This window comes from Nostoc sp., from assembly GCF_036917315.1.
Classification (GTDB): domain Bacteria; phylum Cyanobacteriota; class Cyanobacteriia; order Cyanobacteriales; family Nostocaceae; genus Nostoc.
On the sequence record NZ_JBALDR010000064.1, the window covers coordinates 204,607 to 230,076 of the forward strand.

22 protein-coding genes are annotated in these 25,470 nt (G+C 41.5%); 9 read left to right on the plus strand and 13 right to left on the minus strand.

The window, feature by feature from the left end; genetic code table 11:
* Positions 1-240: 240 nt before the first annotated feature.
* The 7 genes from V7K84_RS30160 to V7K84_RS30190 form a co-directional block, all read right to left on the minus strand.
* Complete coding sequence (locus V7K84_RS30160) at positions 241-2,121, minus strand: aspartate kinase (RefSeq protein ID WP_334843640.1); 1,881 nt, start codon at positions 2,119-2,121, stop codon at positions 241-243.
* A gap of 223 nt (positions 2,122-2,344) precedes the next feature.
* A complete protein-coding gene (locus V7K84_RS30165; RefSeq protein WP_334843641.1) occupies positions 2,345-2,914 on the minus strand; it encodes a Uma2 family endonuclease in 570 nt (189 codons plus the stop codon).
* A gap of 31 nt (positions 2,915-2,945) precedes the next feature.
* A complete protein-coding gene (locus V7K84_RS30170; protein WP_334843642.1) occupies positions 2,946-3,089 on the minus strand; it encodes a hypothetical protein in 144 nt (47 codons plus the stop codon).
* Between the two features lie 83 nt (positions 3,090-3,172).
* Positions 3,173-3,685 carry a GNAT family N-acetyltransferase gene (locus tag V7K84_RS30175; protein ID WP_334843643.1) on the minus strand — a complete coding sequence of 171 codons (513 nt, stop codon included), beginning with the start codon at positions 3,683-3,685 and terminating at the stop codon, positions 3,173-3,175.
* 148 nt (positions 3,686-3,833) lie between these two features.
* A complete protein-coding gene (locus tag V7K84_RS30180) occupies positions 3,834-4,355 on the minus strand; it encodes a GNAT family N-acetyltransferase (RefSeq protein ID WP_334843644.1) in 522 nt (173 codons plus the stop codon).
* 99 nt (positions 4,356-4,454) lie between these two features.
* Positions 4,455-4,844, minus strand: coding sequence for an agenet domain-containing protein (locus V7K84_RS30185; protein WP_334843645.1), 390 nt, complete (start codon positions 4,842-4,844; stop codon positions 4,455-4,457).
* A 512-nt stretch (positions 4,845-5,356) separates the two neighbouring features.
* Positions 5,357-6,289 (minus strand): lysylphosphatidylglycerol synthase domain-containing protein, encoded by a 933-nt coding sequence (locus tag V7K84_RS30190; protein WP_334843782.1) that lies wholly within the window; start codon positions 6,287-6,289, stop codon positions 5,357-5,359.
* A 147-nt stretch (positions 6,290-6,436) separates the two neighbouring features.
* Here V7K84_RS30190 and V7K84_RS30195 point away from each other — a divergent pair, with 147 nt between their 5' ends.
* The 4 genes from V7K84_RS30195 (at position 6,437) to V7K84_RS30210 (ending at position 11,964) form a co-directional block, all read left to right on the plus strand.
* On the plus strand, positions 6,437-7,399 hold the full coding sequence (locus V7K84_RS30195) for an alpha/beta hydrolase (protein ID WP_334843646.1): 963 nt from the start codon (positions 6,437-6,439) through the stop codon (positions 7,397-7,399).
* Between the two features lie 150 nt (positions 7,400-7,549).
* Positions 7,550-8,458 (plus strand): alpha/beta hydrolase, encoded by a 909-nt coding sequence (locus tag V7K84_RS30200; protein ID WP_334843647.1) that lies wholly within the window; start codon positions 7,550-7,552, stop codon positions 8,456-8,458.
* 58 nt (positions 8,459-8,516) lie between these two features.
* Positions 8,517-10,187, plus strand: a complete 1,671-nt coding sequence (locus tag V7K84_RS30205) for a phosphatidylglycerol lysyltransferase domain-containing protein (RefSeq protein WP_334843649.1) — start codon at positions 8,517-8,519, stop codon at positions 10,185-10,187.
* A 385-nt stretch (positions 10,188-10,572) separates the two neighbouring features.
* Entirely contained in the window at positions 10,573-11,964 is a 1,392-nt protein-coding gene (locus V7K84_RS30210) for a hypothetical protein (RefSeq protein ID WP_334843650.1), read from the plus strand.
* A gap of 102 nt (positions 11,965-12,066) precedes the next feature.
* On the opposite strand, the gene V7K84_RS30215 is transcribed toward V7K84_RS30210, so the two are convergent.
* Positions 12,067-12,690, minus strand: coding sequence for a site-2 protease family protein (locus V7K84_RS30215; protein WP_334843651.1), 624 nt, complete (start codon positions 12,688-12,690; stop codon positions 12,067-12,069).
* A 527-nt stretch (positions 12,691-13,217) separates the two neighbouring features.
* Here V7K84_RS30215 and V7K84_RS30220 point away from each other — a divergent pair.
* On the plus strand, positions 13,218-13,493 hold the full coding sequence (locus tag V7K84_RS30220) for a DUF485 domain-containing protein (protein ID WP_094349845.1): 276 nt from the start codon (positions 13,218-13,220) through the stop codon (positions 13,491-13,493).
* 81 nt (positions 13,494-13,574) lie between these two features.
* Entirely contained in the window at positions 13,575-15,143 is a 1,569-nt protein-coding gene (locus tag V7K84_RS30225; protein WP_334843653.1) for a sodium:solute symporter family transporter, read from the plus strand.
* Between the two features lie 200 nt (positions 15,144-15,343).
* Here the strand turns inward: V7K84_RS30225 and V7K84_RS30230 are convergent, their stop codons facing one another.
* From V7K84_RS30230 to V7K84_RS30240, 3 genes are all read right to left on the minus strand, one after another.
* Positions 15,344-16,186, minus strand: coding sequence for a tetratricopeptide repeat protein (locus V7K84_RS30230; protein WP_334843655.1), 843 nt, complete (start codon positions 16,184-16,186; stop codon positions 15,344-15,346).
* Positions 16,187-16,462: 276 nt separating this feature from the next.
* On the minus strand, positions 16,463-17,383 hold the full coding sequence (locus V7K84_RS30235; protein ID WP_334843657.1) for a ribonuclease D: 921 nt from the start codon (positions 17,381-17,383) through the stop codon (positions 16,463-16,465).
* Entirely contained in the window at positions 17,361-17,561 is a 201-nt protein-coding gene (locus V7K84_RS30240; RefSeq protein ID WP_334843660.1) for a hypothetical protein, read from the minus strand. The genes V7K84_RS30235 and V7K84_RS30240 overlap by 23 nt, the downstream gene beginning before the upstream one ends.
* A gap of 289 nt (positions 17,562-17,850) precedes the next feature.
* Here V7K84_RS30240 and V7K84_RS30245 point away from each other — a divergent pair, with 289 nt between their 5' ends.
* The gene (locus V7K84_RS30245) at positions 17,851-18,309 is read left to right on the plus strand and encodes a BON domain-containing protein (RefSeq protein WP_334843662.1); all 459 of its coding nucleotides are present in this window, start codon (positions 17,851-17,853) and stop codon (positions 18,307-18,309) included.
* A 350-nt stretch (positions 18,310-18,659) separates the two neighbouring features.
* On the opposite strand, the gene V7K84_RS30250 is transcribed toward V7K84_RS30245, so the two are convergent.
* Positions 18,660-19,481 carry a carbonic anhydrase gene (locus tag V7K84_RS30250; RefSeq protein ID WP_334843664.1) on the minus strand — a complete coding sequence of 274 codons (822 nt, stop codon included), beginning with the start codon at positions 19,479-19,481 and terminating at the stop codon, positions 18,660-18,662.
* Between the two features lie 576 nt (positions 19,482-20,057).
* Between V7K84_RS30250 and smc the strand changes: the two genes are divergently transcribed.
* Together smc and V7K84_RS30260 are read left to right on the plus strand one after the other, a co-directional pair.
* A complete protein-coding gene (gene smc / locus V7K84_RS30255) occupies positions 20,058-23,732 on the plus strand; it encodes a chromosome segregation protein SMC (RefSeq protein WP_334843666.1) in 3,675 nt (1,224 codons plus the stop codon).
* A 63-nt stretch (positions 23,733-23,795) separates the two neighbouring features.
* Complete coding sequence (locus V7K84_RS30260) at positions 23,796-24,794, plus strand: PRC-barrel domain-containing protein (protein ID WP_334843668.1); 999 nt, start codon at positions 23,796-23,798, stop codon at positions 24,792-24,794.
* Between the two features lie 320 nt (positions 24,795-25,114).
* On the opposite strand, the gene V7K84_RS30265 is transcribed toward V7K84_RS30260, so the two are convergent.
* The gene (locus tag V7K84_RS30265) at positions 25,115-25,462 is read right to left on the minus strand and encodes a type II toxin-antitoxin system VapC family toxin (RefSeq protein WP_334843670.1); all 348 of its coding nucleotides are present in this window, start codon (positions 25,460-25,462) and stop codon (positions 25,115-25,117) included.
* Between the last annotated feature and the right edge of the window lie 8 nt (positions 25,463-25,470).

Sequence of the window (25,470 nt, forward strand, 5' to 3'; positions counted from 1 at the left end):
TTGCGCCACAGGCTTTTGATCCCCCCAACCCCCCTTAAAAAGAGGGGCAAAAAGCTCTTAAAGTCCCCCTTTTTAAGGGGGATTTAGGGGGATCTAGGACGATTTTGGTTTTCTAGAAAGATGTGTGTACACCGTAGCCAATATATCGGGGGGATTAAGGGGGGTAAATCCAGGGTTTGGGTGTACACCTTAGCCCAAGCTTGGTAGAGGGATTTAGGGTGAGGACTTTTGATTAAGATTTTACGCTGGCACGACAAATTTCTCGCTACCAGCCAGTTCAAAGGCTGCATGAATGGCTTGCAAAGCTTTAACACCTTGCTCTTGCGCCACAACGCAACTAATTTTGATTTCTGAAGTGGCAATCATTTGAATATTGATTTGTTGTTGGGCTAAAGCTTCAAACATTTTAGCGGCAATACCTGGTTGTCCTAGCATACCTGCACCGACAATACTCACTTTAGCGATCGCATTATCTAAAACAACTTCACCCCATCCTAACTCTGCCGCTACTTGGGTAAGCATTTTTTTGGCACTTTCCCCATCTATGCGCGAGACTGTAAAGGCAATATCTCGTCTGGGAACACCATCAATCACCCGGCAACGCTGAGATTGGATAATCATATCAACACTAATATTATGTTGTGCTAATAATCCAAACAACTTCGCCGCCATCCCCGGACGATCTGGCAATTGGCGAATAGCAAGACGCGCTTGATTCAAGTCGAGGGCGACACCGCGAACGGGAGGACAATTGGGCAGAGGGGCAGAGGGGCGGAGGGGCAGAGGGGAATCTATGCAGGTACTCTCCCCTGCTCCCTTGCTCCCCCGGTTACTGAGCGCAGTCGAAGTATGCTCCCCTGCTTCTATTTCAAAGGCAGCGCGGAGTGCTAAGACGGCGCGATCGCATTCGGTGGCATCGACTACGCAACTTACTTTGACTTCGCTGGTGGAAATCATTTGAATGTTCACGCCAGCTTCAGCTAAGGTGGCGAACATCTTTGCAGCTACACCAGGACGCCCAATCATTCCCGCGCCTGCGATGCTGACTTTGGCAATGTTATGTTCTACCATTACCTCGGCTTCGTCAGATTTGGGGTTAGATTGACTTCTTAGTGCTGGGGCGATCGCTGTTGCTACTGCTTCTGCCCGTTTTAATATTGGTGTTGTGACAGTGAAGGCAATGTCATTACTGTTACCTTCATGAACTGACTGAATAATCAAATCTACGTCTACTTTTTGCCGAGAAATTTCGCCAAATAACCTAGCTGCCACACCTGGTTTGTCGGGTACGCGCAACAAAGCAACCTTTGCTTGGTTAGTGTCAAATTCTACATGATCTACAGGACGGGCAATTTCTAGATTGATTAGCGATCGCCCTTGGGGTTTGGCTGATGTCACCCAAGTCCCTGGTTGATCTGTCCAACTAGACCTAACTACCAGGGGAACACCATAGTTACGGGCAATTTCCACAGCACGGGGATGCAGCACTTTTGCGCCCAAACTAGCTAATTCCAACATTTCATCGCAGGTGATGGCATCCATCAACTGGGCTTCGGCAACCAAGCGGGGATCTGTAGTGAGAATACCTGGAACATCTGTATAAATTTCGCAAAAATCCGCTCTTAATGCGGCTGCGATCGCCACTGCTGACGTGTCAGAACCACCGCGCCCCAAAGTCGTAATTTCCATCTCTCCGGCGCTGGATGTGCCTTGAAACCCTGCTACTACAACTACTTTACCTGCATTTATGTGGCGAGTTAGGCGAGTAGTTTCAATATGCAAAATTCGAGCGCGGCTGTGTTCGGCTTCAGTAACAATTCCTACTTGAGCGCCAGTCATGGAAATTGCGGGTTGTCCGAGTTCCTGCAAAGCCATACTGAGTAAGGCAATAGTTACTTGTTCGCCTGTGGAAAGCAGCATATCCATTTCCCGGCGGTTAGGATTTGGAGAAATTTCATTAGCTAGTTTGACGAGTCCATCGGTGGTTTTGCCCATTGCTGAAACCACTACTACCAGAGAGTTTCCAGCTTGGACAGTTTTATAAACACGCTGTGCGACAGCTTGAATGCGTTCCACTGAACCGACAGATGTACCACCGTATTTCTGAACTATGAGCGCCATAACTTTTATGCAATCAATTGTGTCTGTTTTGCTCAACGCCTCCGCCGGGTTAGGAAGCCTTGAAGATATTAATAGATATTTAGTTTACTAAAAATTGTGTAGCATACCCAATCATGAGTTGATTAAGCTGTTGTGTCTTTAATTTGCACTAACATTTTTTTCAATATGATTGTGGGGTGGGCAACATGAGCGCCCTGATAGTGCAAGTTGTATACGTAACAGCTTATTCAAAAACGACATCTTCGTAAAGCGCTGCCATCGTTTCCTCAAAATCCACGCTGTTGAGTCGAAATGATTGATGCTCTGCTGTGTAGGATTGTAAAACCCATAACCCTTGCTCATTGCGGCGAAAACACTCAACTCGCTGACGTTTTGTATTAATTAAAACATATTCTTGAAGACTTTCGAGTGTTTGATAATCGGCGAATTTGTCGCCTCGGTCAAAGGCTTCGGTAGAATTAGATAAAACTTCGACAATTAAACAGGGAAATCTTTTATAACCTGGTGTTTCTCGATCTCGTCGATCGCAAGTAACCATCACATCGGGATAATAAAAGCGATTCAGAGATTCAATCCTGGCTTTCATGTCACCGATGTAAACACGACAACCAGAGCCGCGCACATGATTACGGAGGAGAGCAAACAGGTTTCCCGCAATGGTAACGTGTGGATCTAGCGCTCCAGCCATTGCGTAGATGTAGCCGTCGATATATTCATGCTTGATATCGCTCTGTTCCTCCATTTGGAGATATTCTTCAGCAGTAATATAGTTTTGTTGGGGTGAGGCTATCATAAGTTGAAACTTTAATTCATGAATATAGGCTTCATTCTAGCGATTGCTTACTATCACCATTGCCATTTTTATCCTCTAAGAATAATGGCGATCGCACCCTCAAACCGCGATCGCCTTTTCTCTTTGAACGAAAAATTGTCGTTTCAAGCACTTGAAATAATCGAATGTAGAACAAAAAACCTTTTTTGGTATGGTGATGCCTAAGAGCCTACTTTATTTCCTTAACCGAGCAATATCGTAACCAGATGAATATCCTCATCAACTATGGATAATGCTATCGAGTTGGAGTTCAAGATAAATAGTTTTAAATCCGCTCTTGTTTGGGGATTCACCAATTTGGTAAAAACCGCGTTTGAGATAAAGCATTCGGGCTACATAAGAAGAAGAATGTTCCCAAGTATATAACCGTAAGTACCTTTTTGCTTTTGCTTGTGCTAGGTCGATGGTAAAGTCTAATAGCTCTTTTCCAATTCCTTTTCCCCGAAATTGTGATGCTACACAAAACCAGCCTAACCAGTCAGCTTCTTGTTCGTCCTCGCTTTTGCAATATAACCCAGTTAGCCCAATTACTTGGAAAGATTTCTCATCGATAGCAACCCAGTAATTGAGTTGGGTAATTCCACTGTTTGAAAACCATTGAGCATATTTATCTCGATATAAACTTGCCGCCAACGATGGACTATCACTACTATTATTCACGCCTGGGAAAACTTCCTCTCTTAAGTGAATTGCTTGCTCCAGGGTTGCTATCGATAATGATTCAATGTACATAGCACTAGTCACTCAAGCTTAAAGTAACCATATCTATATCTAGGCTACTATCTCAATTAATCTGTAAATTTTTTGGTGAGCAGGCAGACTTAATGGGAACCATCATTGCTGCCATTCTCCCTCTTCATCCCGAAGAACTAATTCTACCCTAGTTTTCATACCTAATTTGCTTTTCCTCTTTCAGTTTGTTTTTCTTAGTTGGGGATGGCACCAAATCGAAACGAAATACGAGCAAGTCCTGAATCTGAATGCTGTTTTCGTAGCTTGGTTGAGGTAAATACCAAAAGTAGTCCTGGCGCACACAATCCATGCGAAATCCGCACTTTTGATAAAAAACAATGTTGGCGATACTTGAATTAGACGTGCCGACGAGTATCTGTCTCTTGCCGCGTTGCCTCGCCTCTTGAATCAACCAAGCAACGAACTCTTTACCTAATCCCTGCCTTTGAAAGTCAGGGGCTATACCAAGTTCCATAATTTCGCAGGGATCGCTGCGCCATTTCATCGTTGCTGCACCAACCAAGTGTTCGCTGTCGTCCATGCGATATACAGCATCGACGAGGTTAGCAAGCCCCCATCGCAGCGCACGCTCCGATTGTTCTGCCAACAGTAGTATTGGAATCAGCGCTTCAAGTTCATCGTCACGAGCTTGTCGAATAGCGATCGCCATTCACATTCCCCTTTTATCACAATTTATTTAGGACTTACGCAACTGGCACCAAGTGATAGTGGCAGTTGCATAAGTCCTATTATAAAAGTGAAATATTTTCTATCTGCTTACTCTGGAAGGTTCAACCCACTTATCCCAAGAGCTATCGTAGCCATCATAAGTAATTTTATAAAGATCGTTACTAACTTCTAAAACCTGTCCTGGATACCATTTTCCTTTCCACAAAATTCTCACTGCATCTCCAGTTTTAAATGATGCTCGGAAGCGTCCAGTGCCAACCCATTCATTCCAGGAACTGCTGTAACCATCGTAAGTAATATAGCACCTCTCATCATTAACCTTAAGTACCGTTGCTGGATACCATCTTTTCTTCCAAAAAACCTCAGCCTTTTGTCCCACAGAACAGGGGGAAGCAGCAAAAGCGCTAGGAATTAATGTTCCTACCCAAGTTGCCATAAAGATGGCACCAAACAATACTTTGTTTTTCATCGTTTTTTCTCTCCTCAAACAGTAAAACCGAATTTTGATGATGATTTCTGGAAATCTACTTCAAAATTTGCAACTAACTGTTACTATTTTCGGGGAATTTATTTAGCGATCGCCTCAGCAAAAATTAGGAATTTCTGCCGCCAAATGTGAAGATAGCACCACAGGATTCCGCATTTAAAAATAACAGTAGTTACTGATTTTACGAATTTGACATCAATGTATGGTAGTGCTTATACCAAAGCTGAATTTCATATATTATTCATTAGATATCTTGCAAAATTCCCTACCTAACACCTCACTCCTTAATCCCCTCCCCTTACCAAGGCTACGGTGTACACACAAGTCGAATTACCCCCCTTAATCCCCCCTTATAAAGGGGGGAAACAAGAAATCTAGTACCCTCCCCTTTCTAAGGGGAGGGTTAGGGTGGGGTAAAACCTTAGTTAATCAGCTATTTCAGACTTGTGTGTACATCTTAGCTTTAGTAGGGTGGGGTTGTTATTGTCTATTTTTTAATTCCCCTTTCTAAATCTAATTTCATAAAGTCCGAGCAAACCTGCTGCTACTAACAAAGGTAAGAAATAATAGACTCCACGATAAGCTAACATTGAACCCAAAACTGCCGCCGCCGAAACTTTTGAGGAGAGAATCAGCAAAATTATAGTTTCAAATACTCCCAAACCACCGGGAACATTACTGACAACGCCTGCAAACATCGCTAGTAAATAAATACCCAAAAAGTCTAGATATGACAAAGATATATTGCTAGGAAGTAAAACATAAAGAACTGCTGCCGCCAGAATCCAGTCAAAACTAGAAATTGCTATTTGAGCCAGGGATATTTTCAAAGAAGGAAATCGAAATTCATGTCCACGAATTATTAATGGTTGTTTAATAAAAATACTTCCTAGTAAATAAACCGCAACTAATAGCAGAAAAATTACGCCAATGGGACGCACAGTAGCAAAAGGTAAATGTAATTGAGTAGGAATCTTGAGGGGATTGATGAGGAACAAGAAACCTGCAACGGCAAACATCCCCAACCAAAAGGTAAAATTGGCGAAAGCAATGACTTGAGCGATCGCAACTGCTGACGCTCCCCAACTAGCATAAAATCGATAACGGATAGCACTACCAGTTAGCAAGGCAAAACCGATGGTATTACTAAATGCAGAGCTAATAAAGTTAGTGAAAGCGATCTTATTCCAGCTTAGGGAGCGATTAATGTAGTTAAAACCTAAGATATCGTACCCAATCATCACTAGATAGCCCAAAGCTGTCAGCCAAATTGCCCAACTTACGCGACTTTTGGGAATAGCAGCTAGAGAGTTGAGGATATCACGATAATTATACTGACGTAACTCGTTTGCGATCGCCCACAGGGAAAGCAGCAGCAGCAACAAGCCAAACAAAGAACTGAAATTGAGTCGCAGCTTTTTAAGCATCATCAAGAAACTCATCCTAACTCTTGACTTTTAATTTACAACCAGTCGTAAAGTTTCCATCTTGTTGACACAGCGTTGACATACCGTTTGCATAAGCTTTTGAAGGCAAGCAACGATTAACTACCCCATGCCCAATGCCTTTCAAAGATGAACTACAAACAATCTAAAATTCTCTTGCTATTTTCAGTATTAACCCTAGTTGGCTGTAATTTCTCCCAAGGTGTCGTCGCAAAACCACCGCAACAGCAGGATTTACAAACAAAGCCTTCCATTCTTCCAACCCAGCCGAATACTAGCAACTCAGCGACTCTCCTAACCTATAAAATTGAAACTTACGATAGTCAAGCAATGGGTGCAAGTCGCACTTATGGCGTTTCTTTACCTCCTGGCTATGAGCAAAACCCAAAACAAAGGTATTCTGTAATCTTTCTCCTCCACGGTGGACATGGTAATCCCAGTGATTGGTTTATTCAGAATAAGGGACAAGCTCTCAAGACTGTAGAACAACTTTATACTACAGGTAAGTTGCCACCCAGCATCATCATTACACCAGATGGCAACGACAAACGCGGCTCTAGTCCCTACCGAGATCCCGAATATATCGATGGCCCTAACGGTAAAGTCTCTACAGCCGTAGGCGATGAGTTAGTAAAAGTTGTGCAAAGCCGTTATCGTACAATAAATAATCCAGATTTTTGGGCGATAGGTGGTTTATCTTCTGGTGGTTGGGGAGCAATGAATGTGGGATTACACAATTTGGATCGTTTCTCGATTTTATTTAGTCATAGTGGTTATTTTAATGATAAAAGTGGCCCAGCGAATAGCCCAATATTTTATATTAAAACCATTCCCAGACAAGCTCAAAAAAGGTTGAAAATTTATCTAGATTCGGGTACATCAGATATTGATGAAATCAGGGAAGCAGAGCGATTTAGCAAAGTCCTAAATCAACTGAAAATTTATAATTCATTTCGTGAGTTTCCTGGCAGTCATACTTGGCAATACTGGCGGAAACATTTAGCAAATTCATTGACATTTGTCGGCGAACAATTTCGAGCTTCTGAAACAGCAAATATGGCTGATAATTTAAATATTAATCAAAAAAAGTAATTAAAATAATTAAAAATCCCTGTGATCGATAATACTACTTTGCAAAACCGTTGATATTTAAACATTAATGTGAAAAACTCTACTGCAATTTCTCAGCAGATTAATTATAGTAAGTTCTAAGGGAGGTGATTTTTTTAGCTGTAAAAGAATATGAAGATTTATAAATCGTTAATTAGCTTAGTAGGAGCGATCGCACTTCTTACTACTGCTGGTTATTATTATGTATTCATCTTAGGTGCGCCACAACTAGACCCACCCAAAAAAGAGGCAAATACTGGGCTAAAGTTTCAATTAGCAACCTTCAACTCCCAAGCGATGGGTGCAGTCCGTAACTACGGCGTGATTTTGCCGCCTGACTATAGCAAAAATCCCCAAAAGCGCTACCCTGTGATATTCTTACTACATGGTGGTCACGATGATGCTCGTGCCTATGCTAATAAATATGCACTCTTAGACGTGTTGCATGAACTTTATCAAAGTGGAAAATTACCGCCATCGATTGTGATTACACCTGATGGTAATGATAATCGCGGTTCTAGTCCTTTATACGACCCCGATTACTTTGATGGGCCGAATGGCAAAGTGGGAACTTTGATTGGTTCAGAATTAGTACAAGTTGTCAAGTCGCGCTACCGCACTTTGAAAGAACCCCAATTTTGGGCGCTAGGAGGTCTATCTTCTGGAGGATGGGGGGCATTTAATATCGGATTACGCTATCTCAACAACTTTCAGATTTTGTTTAGCCATAGCGGTTACTTTACTGATGACAGCGGTTCACAAAATAGTCCTCAACAAATTGTGCAACAGCTAACCGTTCAAGATAGGAAGCGATTGCGTGTTTACCTAGATGCGGGTGTAAACGATACTAATTTGCTAGCTTCTACCAAAGCCTTCAACGAAACCTTAAATAAATTAGGCATTGCTCACGTGTTTTATGCATTTCCTGGAGGTCATGGTTTGTCTGGTGCTAATGTAGGCTGGAACTACTTCCACAAACATCTTAAAGATTCACTCTCGTATGTAGGGGAACAGTTTAAAAAGTTAGAAATTAGGAGTTAAGAGTTAAAAATTGAAAACTCCTAACTCCTAACTTTTTACTCCTAACTACTAACAAAAAATGACAAATAATTTAAAAACTAAGATTGGACTTTGGAGTGCAGTTTTTCTAACAGGTTTAGTCGGAATAGTAAATTTATTATCAGCAGTGACACCTAACCTGTATGGGCGGACTCACTGGTTAAAGGAATTTTTACCATTTGAAATTCGCGCTAGCGGTCATATATTCTCAGCATTGACTGGGTTTGTTTTATTAACACTTGCTACTAATTTATTACGCCGGAAAAGAATAGCCTGGTTACTAACCATTGCTTTACTAGTAATTTCCATTTGCAGCCACTTACTGAAGGGACTGGACTATGAAGAAAGTCTACTCTCTGGAGTTTTGCTAGTGCAATTAATTTGGATGCGCCATTTTTTCACGGCGCAATCAGACCGTCCTTCCATTGCACGGGGAGTTAGAGTGCTGATAGGCGCTTTACTATTTACCCTGGCATACGGAACTATTGGATTTTACTTGTTAGATGGGAAGTTTTCAGAGAATTTTAATTGGCGTGAAGCGATAGTTCAGACTTTGGCGATGTTCTTCACCGAGGATAATTGGGGACTGCAACCAAAGAGTCGATTTGGAGAATTTTTTGCTAATTCTATCTATATTATCGCCGCAGGTACTATTACTTATGCAATAGTAATGCTGTTGCAACCTGTGTTTTGGCGCAATCTAGCAACTACAAACGAGCAACGAAGAGTTAAAGAAATTGTCGAACAATATGGATGTTCTTCTTTAGCAGCACTTACACTCTTAAATGATAAAAGTTATTATTTCAGTCCTTCGGGTAATAGTGTAATTGCTTATGTTCCCAAAGGACGGGGCGCGATCGCATTAGGAGATCCCATCGGCCCGATTGAAGACCGTAAAGAGACAATTATTGCTTTCCAGCAGTTTTGTCAGCGTAATGACTGGTATCCTGGCTTTTACCAAACTATGCCCGATGATGTTGAGCTTTACAAATCATTGGGGTTTAAGGTACTCAAGATTGGAGAGGAAGCGATCGTTGACTTAAAAAGTTTTACCTTACAAGGTAAAGCCGGTAAAAACTTTAGACCATCAATCAGTCGTTTAACTAAGCTAGGATACCAAATCGACTTTTACCAACCACCCATCGCCAATGATTTATTGCACCGACTCAAATCTGTAAGTGATGAATGGTTGAAAATGGTACAAGGTTCAGAAAAACAATTTTCTTTGGGTTGGTTTGACGAAGCTTACCTGCGAGAGTGCGAGATTGCTGTGGTGCATAATCCTGAAGGTCAGATCAGCGCCTTTGCCAACATTATCCGGGAGTACCAACTTAACGAAGCGACTATTGACATGATGCGACATCGCTCGTCTCTTGAAAATGGCACAATGGACTTTCTATTTATTTCCCTGCTCCAGCATTTTAAAGAGGGTGGCTACGACAGCTTTAATTTCGGGCTTTCTGCGCTTGCTGGAGTTGGAGACAACCCCGAATCACGCCGCTTGGAGAAAGTATTGCACTATCTTTACGAGCATTTGAATCGTTTCTACAACTTCAAGGGACTGCACGCCTACAAAGACAAGTTCCGCCCCCGTTGGGAACCGCGTTACTTGGTTTACCCCAGTTTAGCCACCTTACCAGATGTAGTTGTAGCATTGATTCGCGCAGATTCAGGCGATCGCCTCTTCGATTATTTCAAACCCGGAGCCTAAATCTAGACTCAAAACAAAGTCACTCAAGGGTGCAAAGTTTAGAAAGCATATATGACGTTATTCAGCAACACCATAACACCTCATTGCACAGCGATATCTACCAGGGGCTACGCCTACACAACTTGCCCTTTATATGATACAATTGTACTATAAGTTTACAAGGCTGTTCTTCGCGTTGCCTAAGTTCGTAATGAATAAACTCAAACAAACTTTGCGCTCCTCTGCGCTATACTTTGCGCCCCTTTGCGTTTAAACTCAAACCCTCAATTGTCCACGAACTTACCATTAAATTTTGCACGGTAAGAACAGTTTATTTTGGAATATTAATAAACTTCAATAACCGTGGCTTTAAAAGATTCTTGACCTTTATCTGGAAGGTGGCAATATGACAAAGAATCAGATTTCGTTAGTAGAACTAATCCAAATTTTTGCAGAATATCGCAACAATATTATCGTCAATATTAAACAACTGCAAGAAGATTATCAAAGAACAGGTGTTAAGCGTATTAGAGGTGTAAGAAACGAAAATGGAGAACTGTTACAACCTTGGTTAACAACAGAACATATAGATAATGCTAAGTATGTTGATATGGGCGATTTTCAGTTTAGCCGCAACACGGCTACTATCAATATGCTTGTAAAACGTAGAGTTAAACTTGCCAAACTTGAAGACCAAACTCCTACTATTGAAGTAGCAGGTTTGTTAGTCAATGACCTCAACACCTTTAATAATTACACGATTGTAAGTGACGGCAAAATCAACGTAAAGTCATTACTAGTAAAAATTAGCAATAAAAAAGCCTTTGATTTACTCAAACAAAAAGGCATACTGGACGCAGAAGAATTTGACTTTCGGGCAGAATATACGATTCAGTTAGATAACTTGCCACTTGTCGCTGCTAATAGTCGTTACAGCAGTATTGATAGACTATTCAATGAACTAGCAGAAATTAAAGTACTGACTAGTATTATTTCTGCTCACTTAAAAAAGGAATCAGATGTATTTATCGAGGCACAGTTAGATGAATTTAAAAAGCACTATCTGTCTAAGAATACTTACATCAACTTTCCTACAACCAATGAATACACTGATATCAGCGAAGCTTTAGCTAATGGTACTATTGAATCAAAATTGAGTTATAAAATCGATATCGGCAGTCAAGATATTCTGAACTTGAGTAAGTTACCTTCTGCTAACAAGTTTCTCAATAGAATGTATCGTCTTTATGACAAAGAAACTGGAGAAATTATCATTAAACCGAGTTTCGAGATGGCATTTAATCAGAATCTCGCTGTGAGGCACAGATTGCTGTCATCACGTACCAAGATTACAAAAGTTGATGAATTGATGAAACCAATTTTTGATGATTTTCTTGGGCTTGAGCAAAATGGTATTGTTGGAGATATTCTTCAGAAAGTTGGTGCTGATAGTTTGGCGCAGTTCTTGCAGGATAAACAAACTGGTAAGCAGATAAACAAAGAAGAAATGGTTGCAGCTTTAACAGTGGCAAATAAAAAGTTAGAACAATATGCAGAAAATATCTACCAAGATAAAATATCTCCCTTAGTATTTTACATTGGTTCTACTGGACTATTGCCAGATCAAATGGAAGCCAAAGCCATGACTGCTGATGAAGCTGCTGCTAAATACCCAAATTTGCAATTTTCTAAAGATGAGCAAGAAGGTAGTTTTTTTGCAGTTGGTGATAGTATTCTCAGCATTTATAGCAAGACTGAATATTACAGCAAAAAGGTAACTACCCTAAATCATTTGTGAGCCAAAAAATCCCCGATTTCTTTGAGAAGTCGGGGTTATATGGGTTAGAATTATCACAAATCAAATAGGACTACTATATATATATAAATAATCCATTATTGCTTAAAAATCTGCTGACTCTTCCCCAAGCAATGACTGTATAACTAAATCAGCAATGCTAGCCAGTCCCATCCCAAATTCTGGAATTATGAATATAAGCATCATTGCAAAGAGTCCGAATTGGGTATATTGCAATGGCTTTAGCTTAGGAAAAATTTCGCTGAAAACATGAAATCCATCAAGTGGTGGAATTGGCAAGAGATTAAACAAAAATAATGTCAAATTAATCCGAGCTGCTAAGTAAAAAAAATCTTCACTCAAAAGTCCTGAAAGACTGAGATTAGAAAGAAATTTCAGCACCATAATAAATAGAACGCCTAAAGCCAGATTTGATAATGGCCCAGCTGCTGATACCAAAATATTGCCTAGCTTACCAGAGCGAAACTTAGATGGGTTGACGGGCATTTGTCCCCAAGCTATACCCATAAGACAGAGAAAAATGATTGATTCTTTGCCCATGTGAACTACAGGATTCAGCGTCAGATGACCAGTCTGTTGTGGAGTGTTATCTCCCTGACTCATCGCAGCCCAGCCGTGAGCAAGTTCATGCAAAGTGATCGAAAAGATGACAATGGCAACGATTCTAAAAAAATGAATCGGCTCTGTGATGAGTGTTTCGATAAACATACTTTACTAAATTTTGGTAATGCCCCATCTTTGGAATAACAAGCTATTGATATAAATGTTATTAAAAAATTTACTTAACCTGCTAGGGTGATTTTTGGTATATTTTAAAAATCAAAATTTACTACTTTTATTAATCTCACTTGATTTAATAACTTAAAAAAACATTCCATAACACTTGAAGGATTTTAAAACCTAGTAGTAACCACCTATTTATTTTATTTTTTAATATATAAAAATTTAATTTCTGAGTTAGTGCTTTAGCCAAGTGTATAAAAAGATACTAGAAAAGCAAGAAATAACAAATCACTGAATAGATCCGCTTTATTTGTGTCTAACTGCATCTATAGTTTTATGTTTCTTGACTCAAAACAGAGTCGCTATTGTCTTGTTATTTGGGTATATCACTTTGCAAAGTTAATTTTATTACCTGATGTAGCAATAGATTTACTAATAATCTTTAAGAAAATTACGCAGAAATCAGCTTCAATGAGACAATCTGACCTAATCTTCTCCACCTAAAGGAAGACATGAACGATCGCACAAAGGCTCTCCAGGCACTCGCCGCTGAACGTTGGCGGGTATCCTTGATTCTGACTGGAGCCATGATGTTTATTTACTTCGGCTTTATCCTATTAATCGCGTTCAATAAACCCCTGCTGGGGTCATTAGTAGTTCCTGGCCTCAGCCTGGGAATTTTACTAGGGGCGCTGGTAATTGTCTCAGCATGGGTATTAATTTTTATCTATGTACGTTGGGCAAATAGTAGTTATGACGACCAAATTGCAAGGCTGACACGCAAGTAGAAAAGTGCTGAGTGCTGAGTAAGGCAATTAGCTATAAGCAATTTCTAGTCCCAAATTCAAAAATACTAAACCAAAAAAAGCATGAATAGTGTGTGGTTCGATCTGCCGCTAGCGGCGGATATTACCAGTCTTGGTAAGTTTAACCCGTTGGCGATCGCTTTCTTCTTTCTGTTTGTTGTAAGTTCTTTAGGCATTACCTATTGGGCGGCAAAGCTTACCAAAAATACGGCACAGTTCTATACAGCTGGTGGAAAAATCAGCGGTTTCCAAAATGGGCTGGCCCTAGCAGGAGACTTTATGAGTGCAGCTAGCTTTTTAGGTATAGCTGGGCTGGTGGCACTCAACGGCTTTGATGGCTTAATTTACTCTATCGGCTTCTTGGTGGGCTGGCCGATTGTTATGTTCCTAATTGCCGAACCACTACGAAACTTAGGTAAATACACCTTTGCCGATGTAGTGGCTTTTCGCTTGCAGCAAAAACCTGTACGTATTGCATCTGCAATTGGAACGCTGGTAGTAATTAGCTTTTACTTAATTGCCCAGATGGTAGGTGCTGGGGAATTAATCAAACTACTGTTTGGCTTTGATTATGAATTAGCTGTGGTCATCGTCGGTTGTGTGATGATGGCTTATGTGATTTTTGGCGGGATGATTGCCACCACTTGGGTACAAATTATCAAAGCAGTTTTGTTGCTCGGCGGAACTATTTTACTAGCTATCTTGGTACTGGCACGATTTGGCTTTAACCCACTTGCTCTTTTCGCCGCTGCATCTGAGAAATATACAGGTGTATTAGCTCCGGGCAAACTGGTTTCTAACCCTTTGGATGCTATCTCTTTAGGGATGTCGTTGATGTTCGGCACTGCTGGATTACCCCACATCCTGATGCGTTTCTATACAGTACCCGATGCCAAAGCAGCGCGGCTCTCTGTTACTTATGCCACAGCTATTATTGGCGTTTTTTATCTTCTTACCTTCATCCTGGGCTTTGGAGCGATGGTACTGGTAGGTAAAGATGCCATTGAGAAAATTGGTACTGGTGGTAACATGGCTGCGCCGATGTTGGCAGAATTTCTCGGTGGTGATGCTTTCTTAGGCTTTATTGCGGCTGTTTCCTTTGCAACTATTTTGGCAGTTGTCGCTGGGTTGACACTCTCAGGTGCAGCTGCATTGTCTCATGATTTATGGGTAAATGTGGTGCGCTCTGGCCATGCTGACGAGTCAGAACAATTGAAGGTGGCTCGTGGTGCGACAATGCTTTTGGGGTTAGTGGCGATATTCTTGGGTATCTTGTTTAAAGGGCAAAATGTAGCCTATATGGTAGGTTTAGCATTTGCGATCGCTGCGAGTGCAAACTTTCCAGCGTTACTCTTATCAATGCTTTGGCGACGCTTCACAACCAATGGTGCAGTTGCAAGTATGTTAGTAGGAACTGTCTCCTCTTTAGTGCTGATTTATTTATCACCTACTATTCAAGTAACGATTCTCAAGCACGCTTCTGCACCCTTTCCTCTAAAAAATCCTGGATTAATCAGTATCCCACTGGCGTTTATTGTGGCGATTGTCGTTTCACTATTGAGTACTGAACAGCTGGCACAGGAAAAATTTGCGGAAGTTGAGGATCGCATTCACATTGGTTCTGGGATGTGATTTTGTCATTTGTCATTTGTCATTTGTCATTGGGCATCAAGAAGAGACAAGGTAGAGATTTGTTCAATAATTCCCCCTTGTCTCCTTGTCCCCTCATCTCCCCTGCTCCCCTGCTCCCCTGCCCCCCTGCTCCCCTGCTCCCCTGCCCCCCTGCTCCCCTGCTCCCCTGCCCCCCTGCTCCCCTGCTCCCTGCCCCTCTGCTACTGCCCAAGTTCTTTGATGTTATTCATCACTTGTTGGTATAAGTCGTTGTTACCTTGACTTTGAAAAATGTTTGCTGCTTGTTGTAAGTCCTTGAGCGCCCCCTGTTTGTCTCCATTGGTGGCGCGGGCATTTCCTCGGTTATTGTAGGCAGGGGCAAAGTTACGATTGAGGCGAATGGCTTGATTGTAATCTGCGATCGCACCCTTGGGATCTCCATTGGCAGCACGGGCATTTCCTCGGTTATTATAAGCGATCGCATATCTGGGGTTGAGGAGAATCGCTTGACCAAGATCGTCTATTGCCCCTTTTTTATCTCCATTGGCGGCGCGGGCATTTCCTCGGTTATTGTAAGCTTCGGCATAGTTGGGATTTAGGCGAATCGCTTCACTGTAATCTTTAACTGCTTCTCTGTTGTTTCCCAGTGAGGCGCGGGCATTCCCCAAGTTATTGTGGGCTTCGGCGTCGTTAGGGTTGATGCGGAGTGCTTGATTGTAATCTGCGATCGCTTTTTCCTTGTCTCCCAAATCAAAGTAGGCTAATCCCCGCGCGTTGTAGGCAGCGCCATACTGAGAATTTTGACTAATTGCCTTACCATAGGAAGCGATCGCAGCTTGCAAGTCGCCGTTTAAATGCTGATTCTTTCCCTGAAGATAAAATTCCCCACCATTGGAATTTGTAGCTGAACCACGGCTAGGTTGACTAACTCCTATTTCTGTTACTAATACATTGTCATTCTTACTACAAGAAATACTGCTAGTTGCTGTCAATGTAGTAAAAATAGCTATGGTAAATAAAGTATTTACCCTTGTTCGCTTTTGCCCAAATAAACGCCGTCTCATAAGTTAATATAAACTGCCATAATACCTGAATGTAATTAGTACCAAAATCTAGATTTTAATTCTTTAGCTCAATAACTATTCTAACTTTTGATAGCCCTTTAAAGCTAATTGACAAATTTCCCTAATATTTTATAGATTTATAAGATGAGCCAAGAGGCAGTGTTTCGACTACGCTCAACAACCGGACAGTAGGCAGGAGGAAAGAATTATGAAATTTAAAAATTTATTCTTCACAATAACTCTATAAAATCTGACATTTGTATCAATATGAACAATTTACTCATCCTCTATTTCACTCTCTGGAGTTTTAGAAGTTAGTCGCCAAGAGGTAGTTTTGTCAATATCTACAGATAGTTGTTCTAGATTTTCCCCTAAATCTTTTTGGAGTTTCTGAGTTAGTGTAATCGGAAAATCTAAATTAATACCTTGAGTTTGGGCTAGCTTTGCCAATTCTGTAAATGCAGCTTTGATTGTAGTCCGTTCATAACTAGTCAGCTTATAATCATAAGTTTCTGATATATCCTGAGCTTGCATGGCTTTTTTTATACGTTCTTGCAAATGCTCAAATTCTGAATTCAACAATTTCCATTGCTGCTCAACTTGCGAGTATCTAGCACTTAGCGATCTTAAGTCTTCTGTTGCAGGTTCGGGACTGGCTTGGGCTTGTAAGCCTAACAAGTTTAGGTGAATTTGAGCAAGATAAATGCAGTCTAGGTAAGCATACTCTATCTGTTCTTCAGTCAGAGGGCGTTTTGCCCAATCGCTTTTTTGTTCTTGTTTATCGATATTATTAAAGCTACAAAGTGCTGTAGCTATGGTCTTGAGTTGGTAGTTGGGTAATGGCAAAAGATAGTAGGGAATTTTTTTGGCCATTTCCAAAGTGCAAGTAATATTTTTGGCTTTCTTGCTACCGAGAAATTTTAGATCGTAACTCGCGTTGTGAAAAACTTTTTCAATTGCAGAATTTATCATAATTTGCTCGATAAATTCAGCTATAATATTAGGCTGGTCTAAGACATCTAAAAGATAGACGCGATCGCCACTCATATCTTGAGGATTATCTAATACCTGAATCAGCGATAATCGGGGATTACGACTTTTATAGTCAGCGACTTCTGTATCTATCCACAGTGTTTTAGCGTTTGTATATTCAGCGACAATAGCACGAATTTCGCTAGCCGAAGTAAGGTAGGGCATTGGCTAATATTTCCTGATATTTAAGGCATTGTAAGTAAGCCATAGTTTTATAAAGTAACATTTTGTTGGTAAGAATGCTTATACAGGATTGGAAAAAAGCTGAAGTTTGAAATTCGTCATAGACATCGCCAAATTGACTCAAATCTGATAACATCGAGTCACTACTGTAGAGTGGCATAGTCTACCATCAAAACAGCTACTCAGCATCTACCTTAAAGTCATAGAGATCCACAGACTGTGTGTAAAGCCATCCTGGTTAGCAGCCGTCAGAAAAATTGAATTGGCATTTCTCAAAACTAGGCGCAAAATCTTAGCTTCAAGAAATCGTCCAAATTTCAATTTTCAGCAACCTGAGCTATTGCTTAAGCACTTTTGCTACTTCACTTTTAATTGTTTTTTTAAATTTGCTCCTCATCATCACACACACCTCAATTAACCGCTTCAAGTACTCAATTCGGAGATAGATAATGAAAAAGCTAATTCTATTGGTAGTTAGTAGCATTTTGGTAGTTGGTACTTTTGGCTGCCAAGAGGCTCCTAAAACTGGTTCAGAAACTCCTAGCACAACTAATGAAGCCGCTCAAGCACCAGCAAAACCAGCTTCGCAGACAAATCAAACTGCCAAAGTTCCAGAAACACAAGCTACTCCTTTAGCAGCTAATACAGGTACGAAAGTTAAAACCGATGCTGAAAAAACGGCAGCAACAAAAGCTAAGAGCGATTTAAAAACTGAAGTTAGCGCCAAGTTGAATAAAGGCTTACCAGGCAACAAGTTGCAAGTTGAAAACAAAGAGGGTGAAATTATCCTCAAAGGTACAGCCGCTTCTGTTGAAGAACTCAAGAAAGCTGAAACCTTAGCTAAAGAAGTTCAAGGTGTGAAGACAGTCAAGGTAGAAGCAAAAGTTGATACTGTGAAAAAGCCATAAAAGAATAGACCTTTTGGATAAATCAAAAATAAAGAACCCCACCCCGCATTTGAGTAAAGCAAACCTTCCACCTCCCCACAAGCCTACGGTGTAGACAACAAGTCAAATTACCCCCCTTAATCCCCCCTTATAAAGGGGGGAAATAAGAAATCTTGTTCTCTCCCCTTTCTAAGGGGAGGGTTAGGGAGGGGTATTTTTGTACTTCATTAACTTGCAATCTACTGTAAATAAAAGTAAGGAATATAGAGGTTATCAGTTGGGTGCAATATATAGCGGTTTTCAGTTGAATAAGGTAAAAAACCTCACCCACAACCCTCTAAGAGAATGTTTTAAATTCTATTTTTCATCTTTCAACTTCCATTATTTGAACCTCGATAAATTCGCTCCATCTGCTCTGGAGAAAGTCGTCTCATTGGAAACCACTCAAATGGAGAAACAGACTGTTTCTCATAAGGTTGAACATCATCTTGCGGGTTTTGAGGGGAACGCACTACTACATTGGTATTTGAAACCTGACCCCTGAACGACTCATCTATTTCCAAATCTGCAAACTGAGTTTGAGGCAAAACATAAGCGTGCTTCTGGGGATCGTATGCGAAAACTTCTCCTGTTTCAATGTGATAAATCCAAGCATAAATGCTGAGTTCCCCCTGATAAAGCTTAGAGTGAATCACTGGATACGTCCGCAAATTTTCAATTTGAGTAAGAACATTTTCGGCAATCATAATCTCTAGCAGTTCTTCTTCGCCGTAGTGACTGTAGTGGTCTATAACTAGCCTTCGAGTCGCCTCTGCATATTTAAGCCAATCATGTACGAGCGGCATTTCATCGCTGAGATTGTGTAACTTCATTAATCCTTTCATTGCACCGCAATGAGAGTGACCACAAATAATAATTTGGCGAATATCTAAAGCTTGAACAGCATATTCAATTGTTGCACCTTCACCGCCATTACTTGCCCCATAGGGTGGAATGATATTACCTGCATTGCGAATGACAAATAATTCACCAACTTGGGCTTGTGTAATTAGATTTGGATCGAGACGCGAATCAGAACACGTAATAAATAATACTCTAGGCTTTTGACCCTGTGAAAGTTGCTCAAACAATTGTTGATGTGTCGAAAAATAGCTAGATTTAAATTCGCGCAGACCTTTAATTAATCTCTTCATTACTAAGTTCTACAAATATTTGGGGTTAAGAACCATATCACAGACAACAGATTGGGGTAGTAAAGATGACTTTCTTTCTACGTTTTTTCAATTGTAAAGATTACTTTATTATAAGTTCATTTGGTGCTTTTAATACCCTCTATCATTTGGTTGAATTACTTTTTTCTCTTGTTCGCCTCAGTTCCTTAGCAGGTAACATTACTGTGTGAGAATGCCTTGAGCGTATTTCAAACTATACCAACTGATTTTCCCTCGCACTTAAAGTATCCTGAGATCGCGTCTGGTTGAATAGTTGTAATTAAGACTGACGCAAAGACACGCAAACGCAGAGATTTTTGAATCACAAGTAATTAGTTAGACATGATATTATCTGCTCTGGGAAAATTTGATGGTCAGTTTGCGACATCAAACATTTTTGCCGTACACTGAGCGATCGCCTGCGATAAGCCTTTTGAGTGAAGCTTGCAGATTCACTGCAACGCGTCTACTATAATTTCCAATTCTCCCCCTTACCCTCTTGCGAATTCTTAATTAGTTGATACACTTGTTCTTCATTAGCCCAGGGAACCAGCGCCTATGGTGCACATCAAGCGCGTGGAACTTACGAACTTCAAATCCTTCGGTGGCACTACTTCTGTCCCTTTGCTACCGGGGTGTACTGTCATATCTGGGCCAAATGGTTCGGGTAAGTCTAATATCTTAGATGCACTGCTCTTTTGCTTGGGACTCTCCAGTTCTAAGGGAATGCGAGCCGAACGCTTGCCGGATTTGGTAAATAATACTCAAACGGCTAAAGGACGTGCTTCGATTGAGGCTAGCGTCACGGTGACATTTGATTTGTCGGATGAAATCTCACACAAAGACACAAAGGCACAAAGGCAGGAAGTAGAGGAAGTAGAGGAAGCCGAGGAAGCAGAGGAAGTAGAGGAAGAAAATCCAAAATCCAAAATCGCTCGGCTGAACGAAGCCGAAGTCCAAAATCCAAAATCGGCAGAGTGGAGTGTTACTAGAAGGCTACGAGTCACTCACCAAGGGACTTACACATCGAATTACTATATTAATGGTGTACCTTGCACGTTAACAGAGTTGCATGGAGAACTAAGTAACCTGCGGGTTTATCCTGAAGGCTACAATGTGGTGCTTCAAGGAGATGTCACCAGCATTATCTCAATGAATGCGCGGGAACGGCGGGAAATTATTGATGAATTGGCTGGGGTGGCGGCATTCGATCGCAAAATCATTCAAGCCAAATCAACTTTAGATGAAGTAAAGGAAAAAGAAGATAGCTGTCGGATTATTGAAACGGAATTAACTGCACAGCGCGATCGCCTTTCCCAAGATCGAGCTAAAGCTGAGAAATATCAAAAACTCCGCACAGAATTTCTAGCGAAGCAATCCTGGGAAGCTGTTTTATCATGGCGATCGCTACAAGCACAACAAGAAAAATTAGTTCACGAAATTCAAACAGGCGATCGCAATTTTACTGAGCTGACTACCCAACTCACCAACTTAAATTCCGAAATCGTCCAAAAAACTGCTGAACTGGAACAACTCAATGCCCACGTCAAAGCATTGGGAGAAGAGGAACTTTTGGCAGTACAATCTATCCTCGCCACCCAAGAAGCAGAACGTAAACAACTCCAGCGACAGCTAACGGAATTACAAACAGCTTCCCAAGAAACCGCCAAACGTCTAATTCAAACTCAGCAAGAAATTCAAAAACACCGTCATTCCCTAGAAGAAATAGCCGAAACCCAGATTGTAGAGACGCGATTCATCGCGTCTTCCCAACACCAAAGAAATGAAGCCCACCAATCTCTAGAAACCTCCCGCGAAGCCGCCGCAGAAATCGCCTCAGCTTCAGAAGCCTGGGTGCAGCAACAAACAGCATTCAACCGTCAAATTGAAGCTTTGCTGCACACCCTAGAACCGCAACGCACCGAACAAGCACAACTCAGGGAACGCAATAATCAGTTACAGCAACTTATCCAAGAGCAAACCCAGTTAATTGAACGCGACGAACCCCTATTAGCAGAAAAGCAAACTCAGTCTAGTGGAGTTGAAACGGAATTTAACACCTCTAGCGAACCCATCCAAAATTTAGCTCAAAATCTTTCAGCCACAGAACAAGAACTGCAAATTCAACAGGAAACCCAAAAACGGTTACTTTTTGAACAACGAGAAAAACAACGCCAGTTGGATAAGATCGAGGCGCAAGCACAAGCACAGCAAGAAGTCCAAGGAACCCAAGCGAGTAAAGTCATTTTACAATCGGGCATACCTGGACTTTGTGGTTTAGTGGTGCAGTTAGGAAAAGTGGAACCCCGCCATCAGCTAGCTTTAGAAATGGCTGCTGGGGGACGCTTGGGACATATTGTGGTGGAAGATGACAGCATCGCCGCAGCGGGTATTGAATTGCTCAAACAGAAACGTGCAGGGAGAGCGACTTTTTTACCGCTAAATAAAATTCACGCTCCCAAATTTACTCAAGATGCAACGTTGCGTTTTGCTAGCGGCTTCGTTAACTATGCTGTGAACTTAGTCGATTGCGATCGCCGTTACAAAGATGTATTTAGCTATGTTTTCGGCAACACGGTAGTATTCGCCAACCTAGAGGCGGCGCGGAAAAATTTAGGACTGTATCGCATCGTCACCTTAGACGGGGAACTTCTGGAAACCAGCGGTGCAATGACTGGTGGTAGCAATAACCAGCGTTCGTCCTTACGGTTTGGCAATGCGGAAGCGGGAGAATCTGATGAAGCGATCGCTTTAAAAACTCGCTTAGTAGACATTGAGCGAGTTTTAGAGCGTTGTACTGAAGCGATCGCAACTTTGTCAGCTAGAGCTAAAAAACTGACGCAAGAATTAACAGAAGCGCGTCAAGCACGGCGAGAACAGCAGTTGCAATTGGAGCAGTTACAGAAAGACATTAAAAGTTTAACAGGGCAATTAGAGGGGACGCGATCGCAACTCGCCCAAAACAGCAAAAAGTTAGCCACTGCTCAATCCCGATTAGAAATTTTAGAGCGGGAATTACCTGGGCAAGAAAATGAGTTGCAACAATTGCGACACGCCTTAGCAGAGTTAGAAGCATCCCAAACCCCTAGCGAATGGCAACAAATCCAGGCGACAATTAAAATTAAAGAGCAACAATTGCAACAACGAGAGACAGCATTACGCGAAACTGAACAAAGATTAAAAAATTTAGAAAATCAGCAACAACGTTTACAAGAAAAAATCCAAGAAGCAGAAACGCGAATCACCGAATACGAAACCCAACAAAGCTCTTGTAGAGACGCGATGAATCGCGTCTCCACACAAATCACAACGATAGACGAGCAAATCACCCAAACCCGTTTATCGTTAAATCAAATGGAGCAAAATTTGGGCGAAGAGAAACAAAAACGCGACGCTACAGAATTGGAAGTGCGATCGCACCTTTTACGCCAACAACAATTGGAATGGGAAATCCAAAAACTCCAAGAAACCCAAGAGAAACGGCGGGAAGAACTAATTGCACTGCAAACTCAATTGCGAGATGTGGGAGCAGAATTACCCAATCCCTTGCCGGAAGTTCCAGATAAGGTAGATTTAGAAGAATTGCAGAAAGAATTGCGATCGCTTACCAAACGCTTACAGGCAATGGAACCTGTCAATATGCTGGCGTTGGAAGAATACGAACGCACTCAAAACCGCCTCCAGGAACTCACCCAAAAATTAGAAACACTAGAAGGAGAACGCACCGAACTACTTTTACGAATTGAAAACTTTACCACATTGCGGCAACTTGCCTTTAAAGAAGCTTTCGATGCTGTCAACGAAAACTTTCAATCAATTTTTGCCATTCTTTCCGACGGCGACGGCTTCTTGCAACTAGAAAATCCCGAAGATCCCTTTAGCAGCGGATTGAATTTAGTCGCGCACCCCAAAGGCAAACCCGTACAGCGCCTAGCTTCCATGTCTGGGGGAGAAAAATCACTCACAGCCTTAAGCTTTATCTTTGCCCTGCAACGCTACCGCCCATCGCCATTTTACGCCTTTGACGAAGTAGATATGTTCCTAGATGGAGCAAACGTAGAGCGATTAGCTAGAATGATTAAACAACAGTCACAACAAGCGCAATTTATAGTTGTGAGTTTGCGTCGTCCGATGATAGAATCAGCCGAACGCACAATTGGCGTTACTCAAGCACGAGGAGCTTACACTCAAGTTTTGGGGATTAAATTACAATCATCCAATACATCTGCTTGAGTTTTTGTTAATAATAGTGTATAGATAAACCAAACCGGATTCGAGATCAGGACTCGGTATAGAATGACCTCTGAACAGATAATTAGGCGTTCCGACATATTAAATACCCAGGTGATTACCCGCGACAACGGCAAGCGGCTAGGCATCATCAGTCAAGTCTGGGTTGATATCGATCAAAGAGAGGTTGTGGCTCTTGGTTTGCGAGACAGCCTGATCTCCATTTCGGGCATACCGCGCTATATGTACCTCAACAACATCAGCCAGATTGGTGATGTCATCCTGGTTGATAACGAAGATGTCATTGAAGATATCGAAGTTGAATCTCTCAGCAATTTGATTAACTGGGAAGTAATTACAGAAACAGGTGAAGTCTTAGGCAAAGTTCGGGGCTTCAAGTTCAACGGTGAAAACGGGAAGCTTGAATCTATAGTCATTGCTTCTTTAGGATTGCCCCAAATTCCCGATCAATTTCTGAGTACTTACGAGTTCTCAGTAGATGAAATTGTCAGCACTGGCCCCAATCGGTTGATTGTGTTTGAGGGAGCCGAAGAACGAGTAAACCAGTTGACAGTTGGTTTACTAGAGCGCCTGGGTATCGGCAAAGCACCGTGGGAGCGAGATATAGAAGAAGAATACGGCGGCTATGCTCCACCACGCCAAGTTGCACCAGCGAATCAACTGCCTAGCGGAGTGCCATTGCAGCCACCCAGGCAAAAAGTTCGCGCCCCCGAACCCGTAGCGCGGGAAGAAGAATGGAATGAAGACTATGTGGAAGAGGAAAGGCCACAGCGTCAGGTAATGAAAGCGCGGCAGTATGAATCTATTCAATACGAAGAAGATGAGGAAGAAGATAACTGGAGCGAAGCAACGGGCAACGACAGGTATCAACAACCGCAGCCGCTAAAGTATGAAGCCCAGCCCTATAGCAAGCCTTATGTTGACGAATACGATGATTATGACGATGTAGACGGCGATGCTTGGGAAGATGCACCGAAGCCTGTGAATATTCCTAAGAAAGTCAAGGAAAGACAGCCAGAATACGAAGAAGAAGGCGGGTATTAAGTAATTCGTAATTCGTAATTCGTAGTTCGTAATTCAACCGGAAAATTAGGAAGTATTTTAAGATTAATTCAGCCTTTTCCTTACTTACAAGGAGAGGGCTAATTTTTTAGCGAGGTTCGAGCCAGTTTTCTACTTTTAAATTAGGAACACGGGAAAATTCACGGATGTTAGCGGTAATGAGAGTTAGAGGTTGTTTGAAAAGTCCTCTTCTTGGTAGCAAAACGTTCTAGATCCCCCTAAATCCCCCTTAAAAAGGGGGACTTTGATTCCGGTTCCCCCCTTTTTAAGGGGGGCTAGGGGGGATCGGTTAGTGCCTAAAATCACAGCCAACCACTTTTCAAACAACCTCTTAGAGCAAGGGTTAAAGAATGGGCAGCAATTAATAAGTCGTTAGCTCCAATCGGTTTACCTTGTTGTTCTAAATCAGTGCGGATTTCTGCGTAATATTGCTCTACAGGAAGAGTTAGGGGTAGTATTTCAATACTATCCAAAATTATTTCAAGTTTTTCTATGAGCTTTTGGGAGTTCTTCTTTCTAGCTCCAAATCTTGATTCACAAGCTACTATAATACTTGTACAAATTTTGTCTTCTCCGACATCTTGAATTTTTGAAAATACCACTCCTCTGGGGTTTTTAATTAGTTCAGAAATAATGTTTGTATCTAACAAGTAGAAAT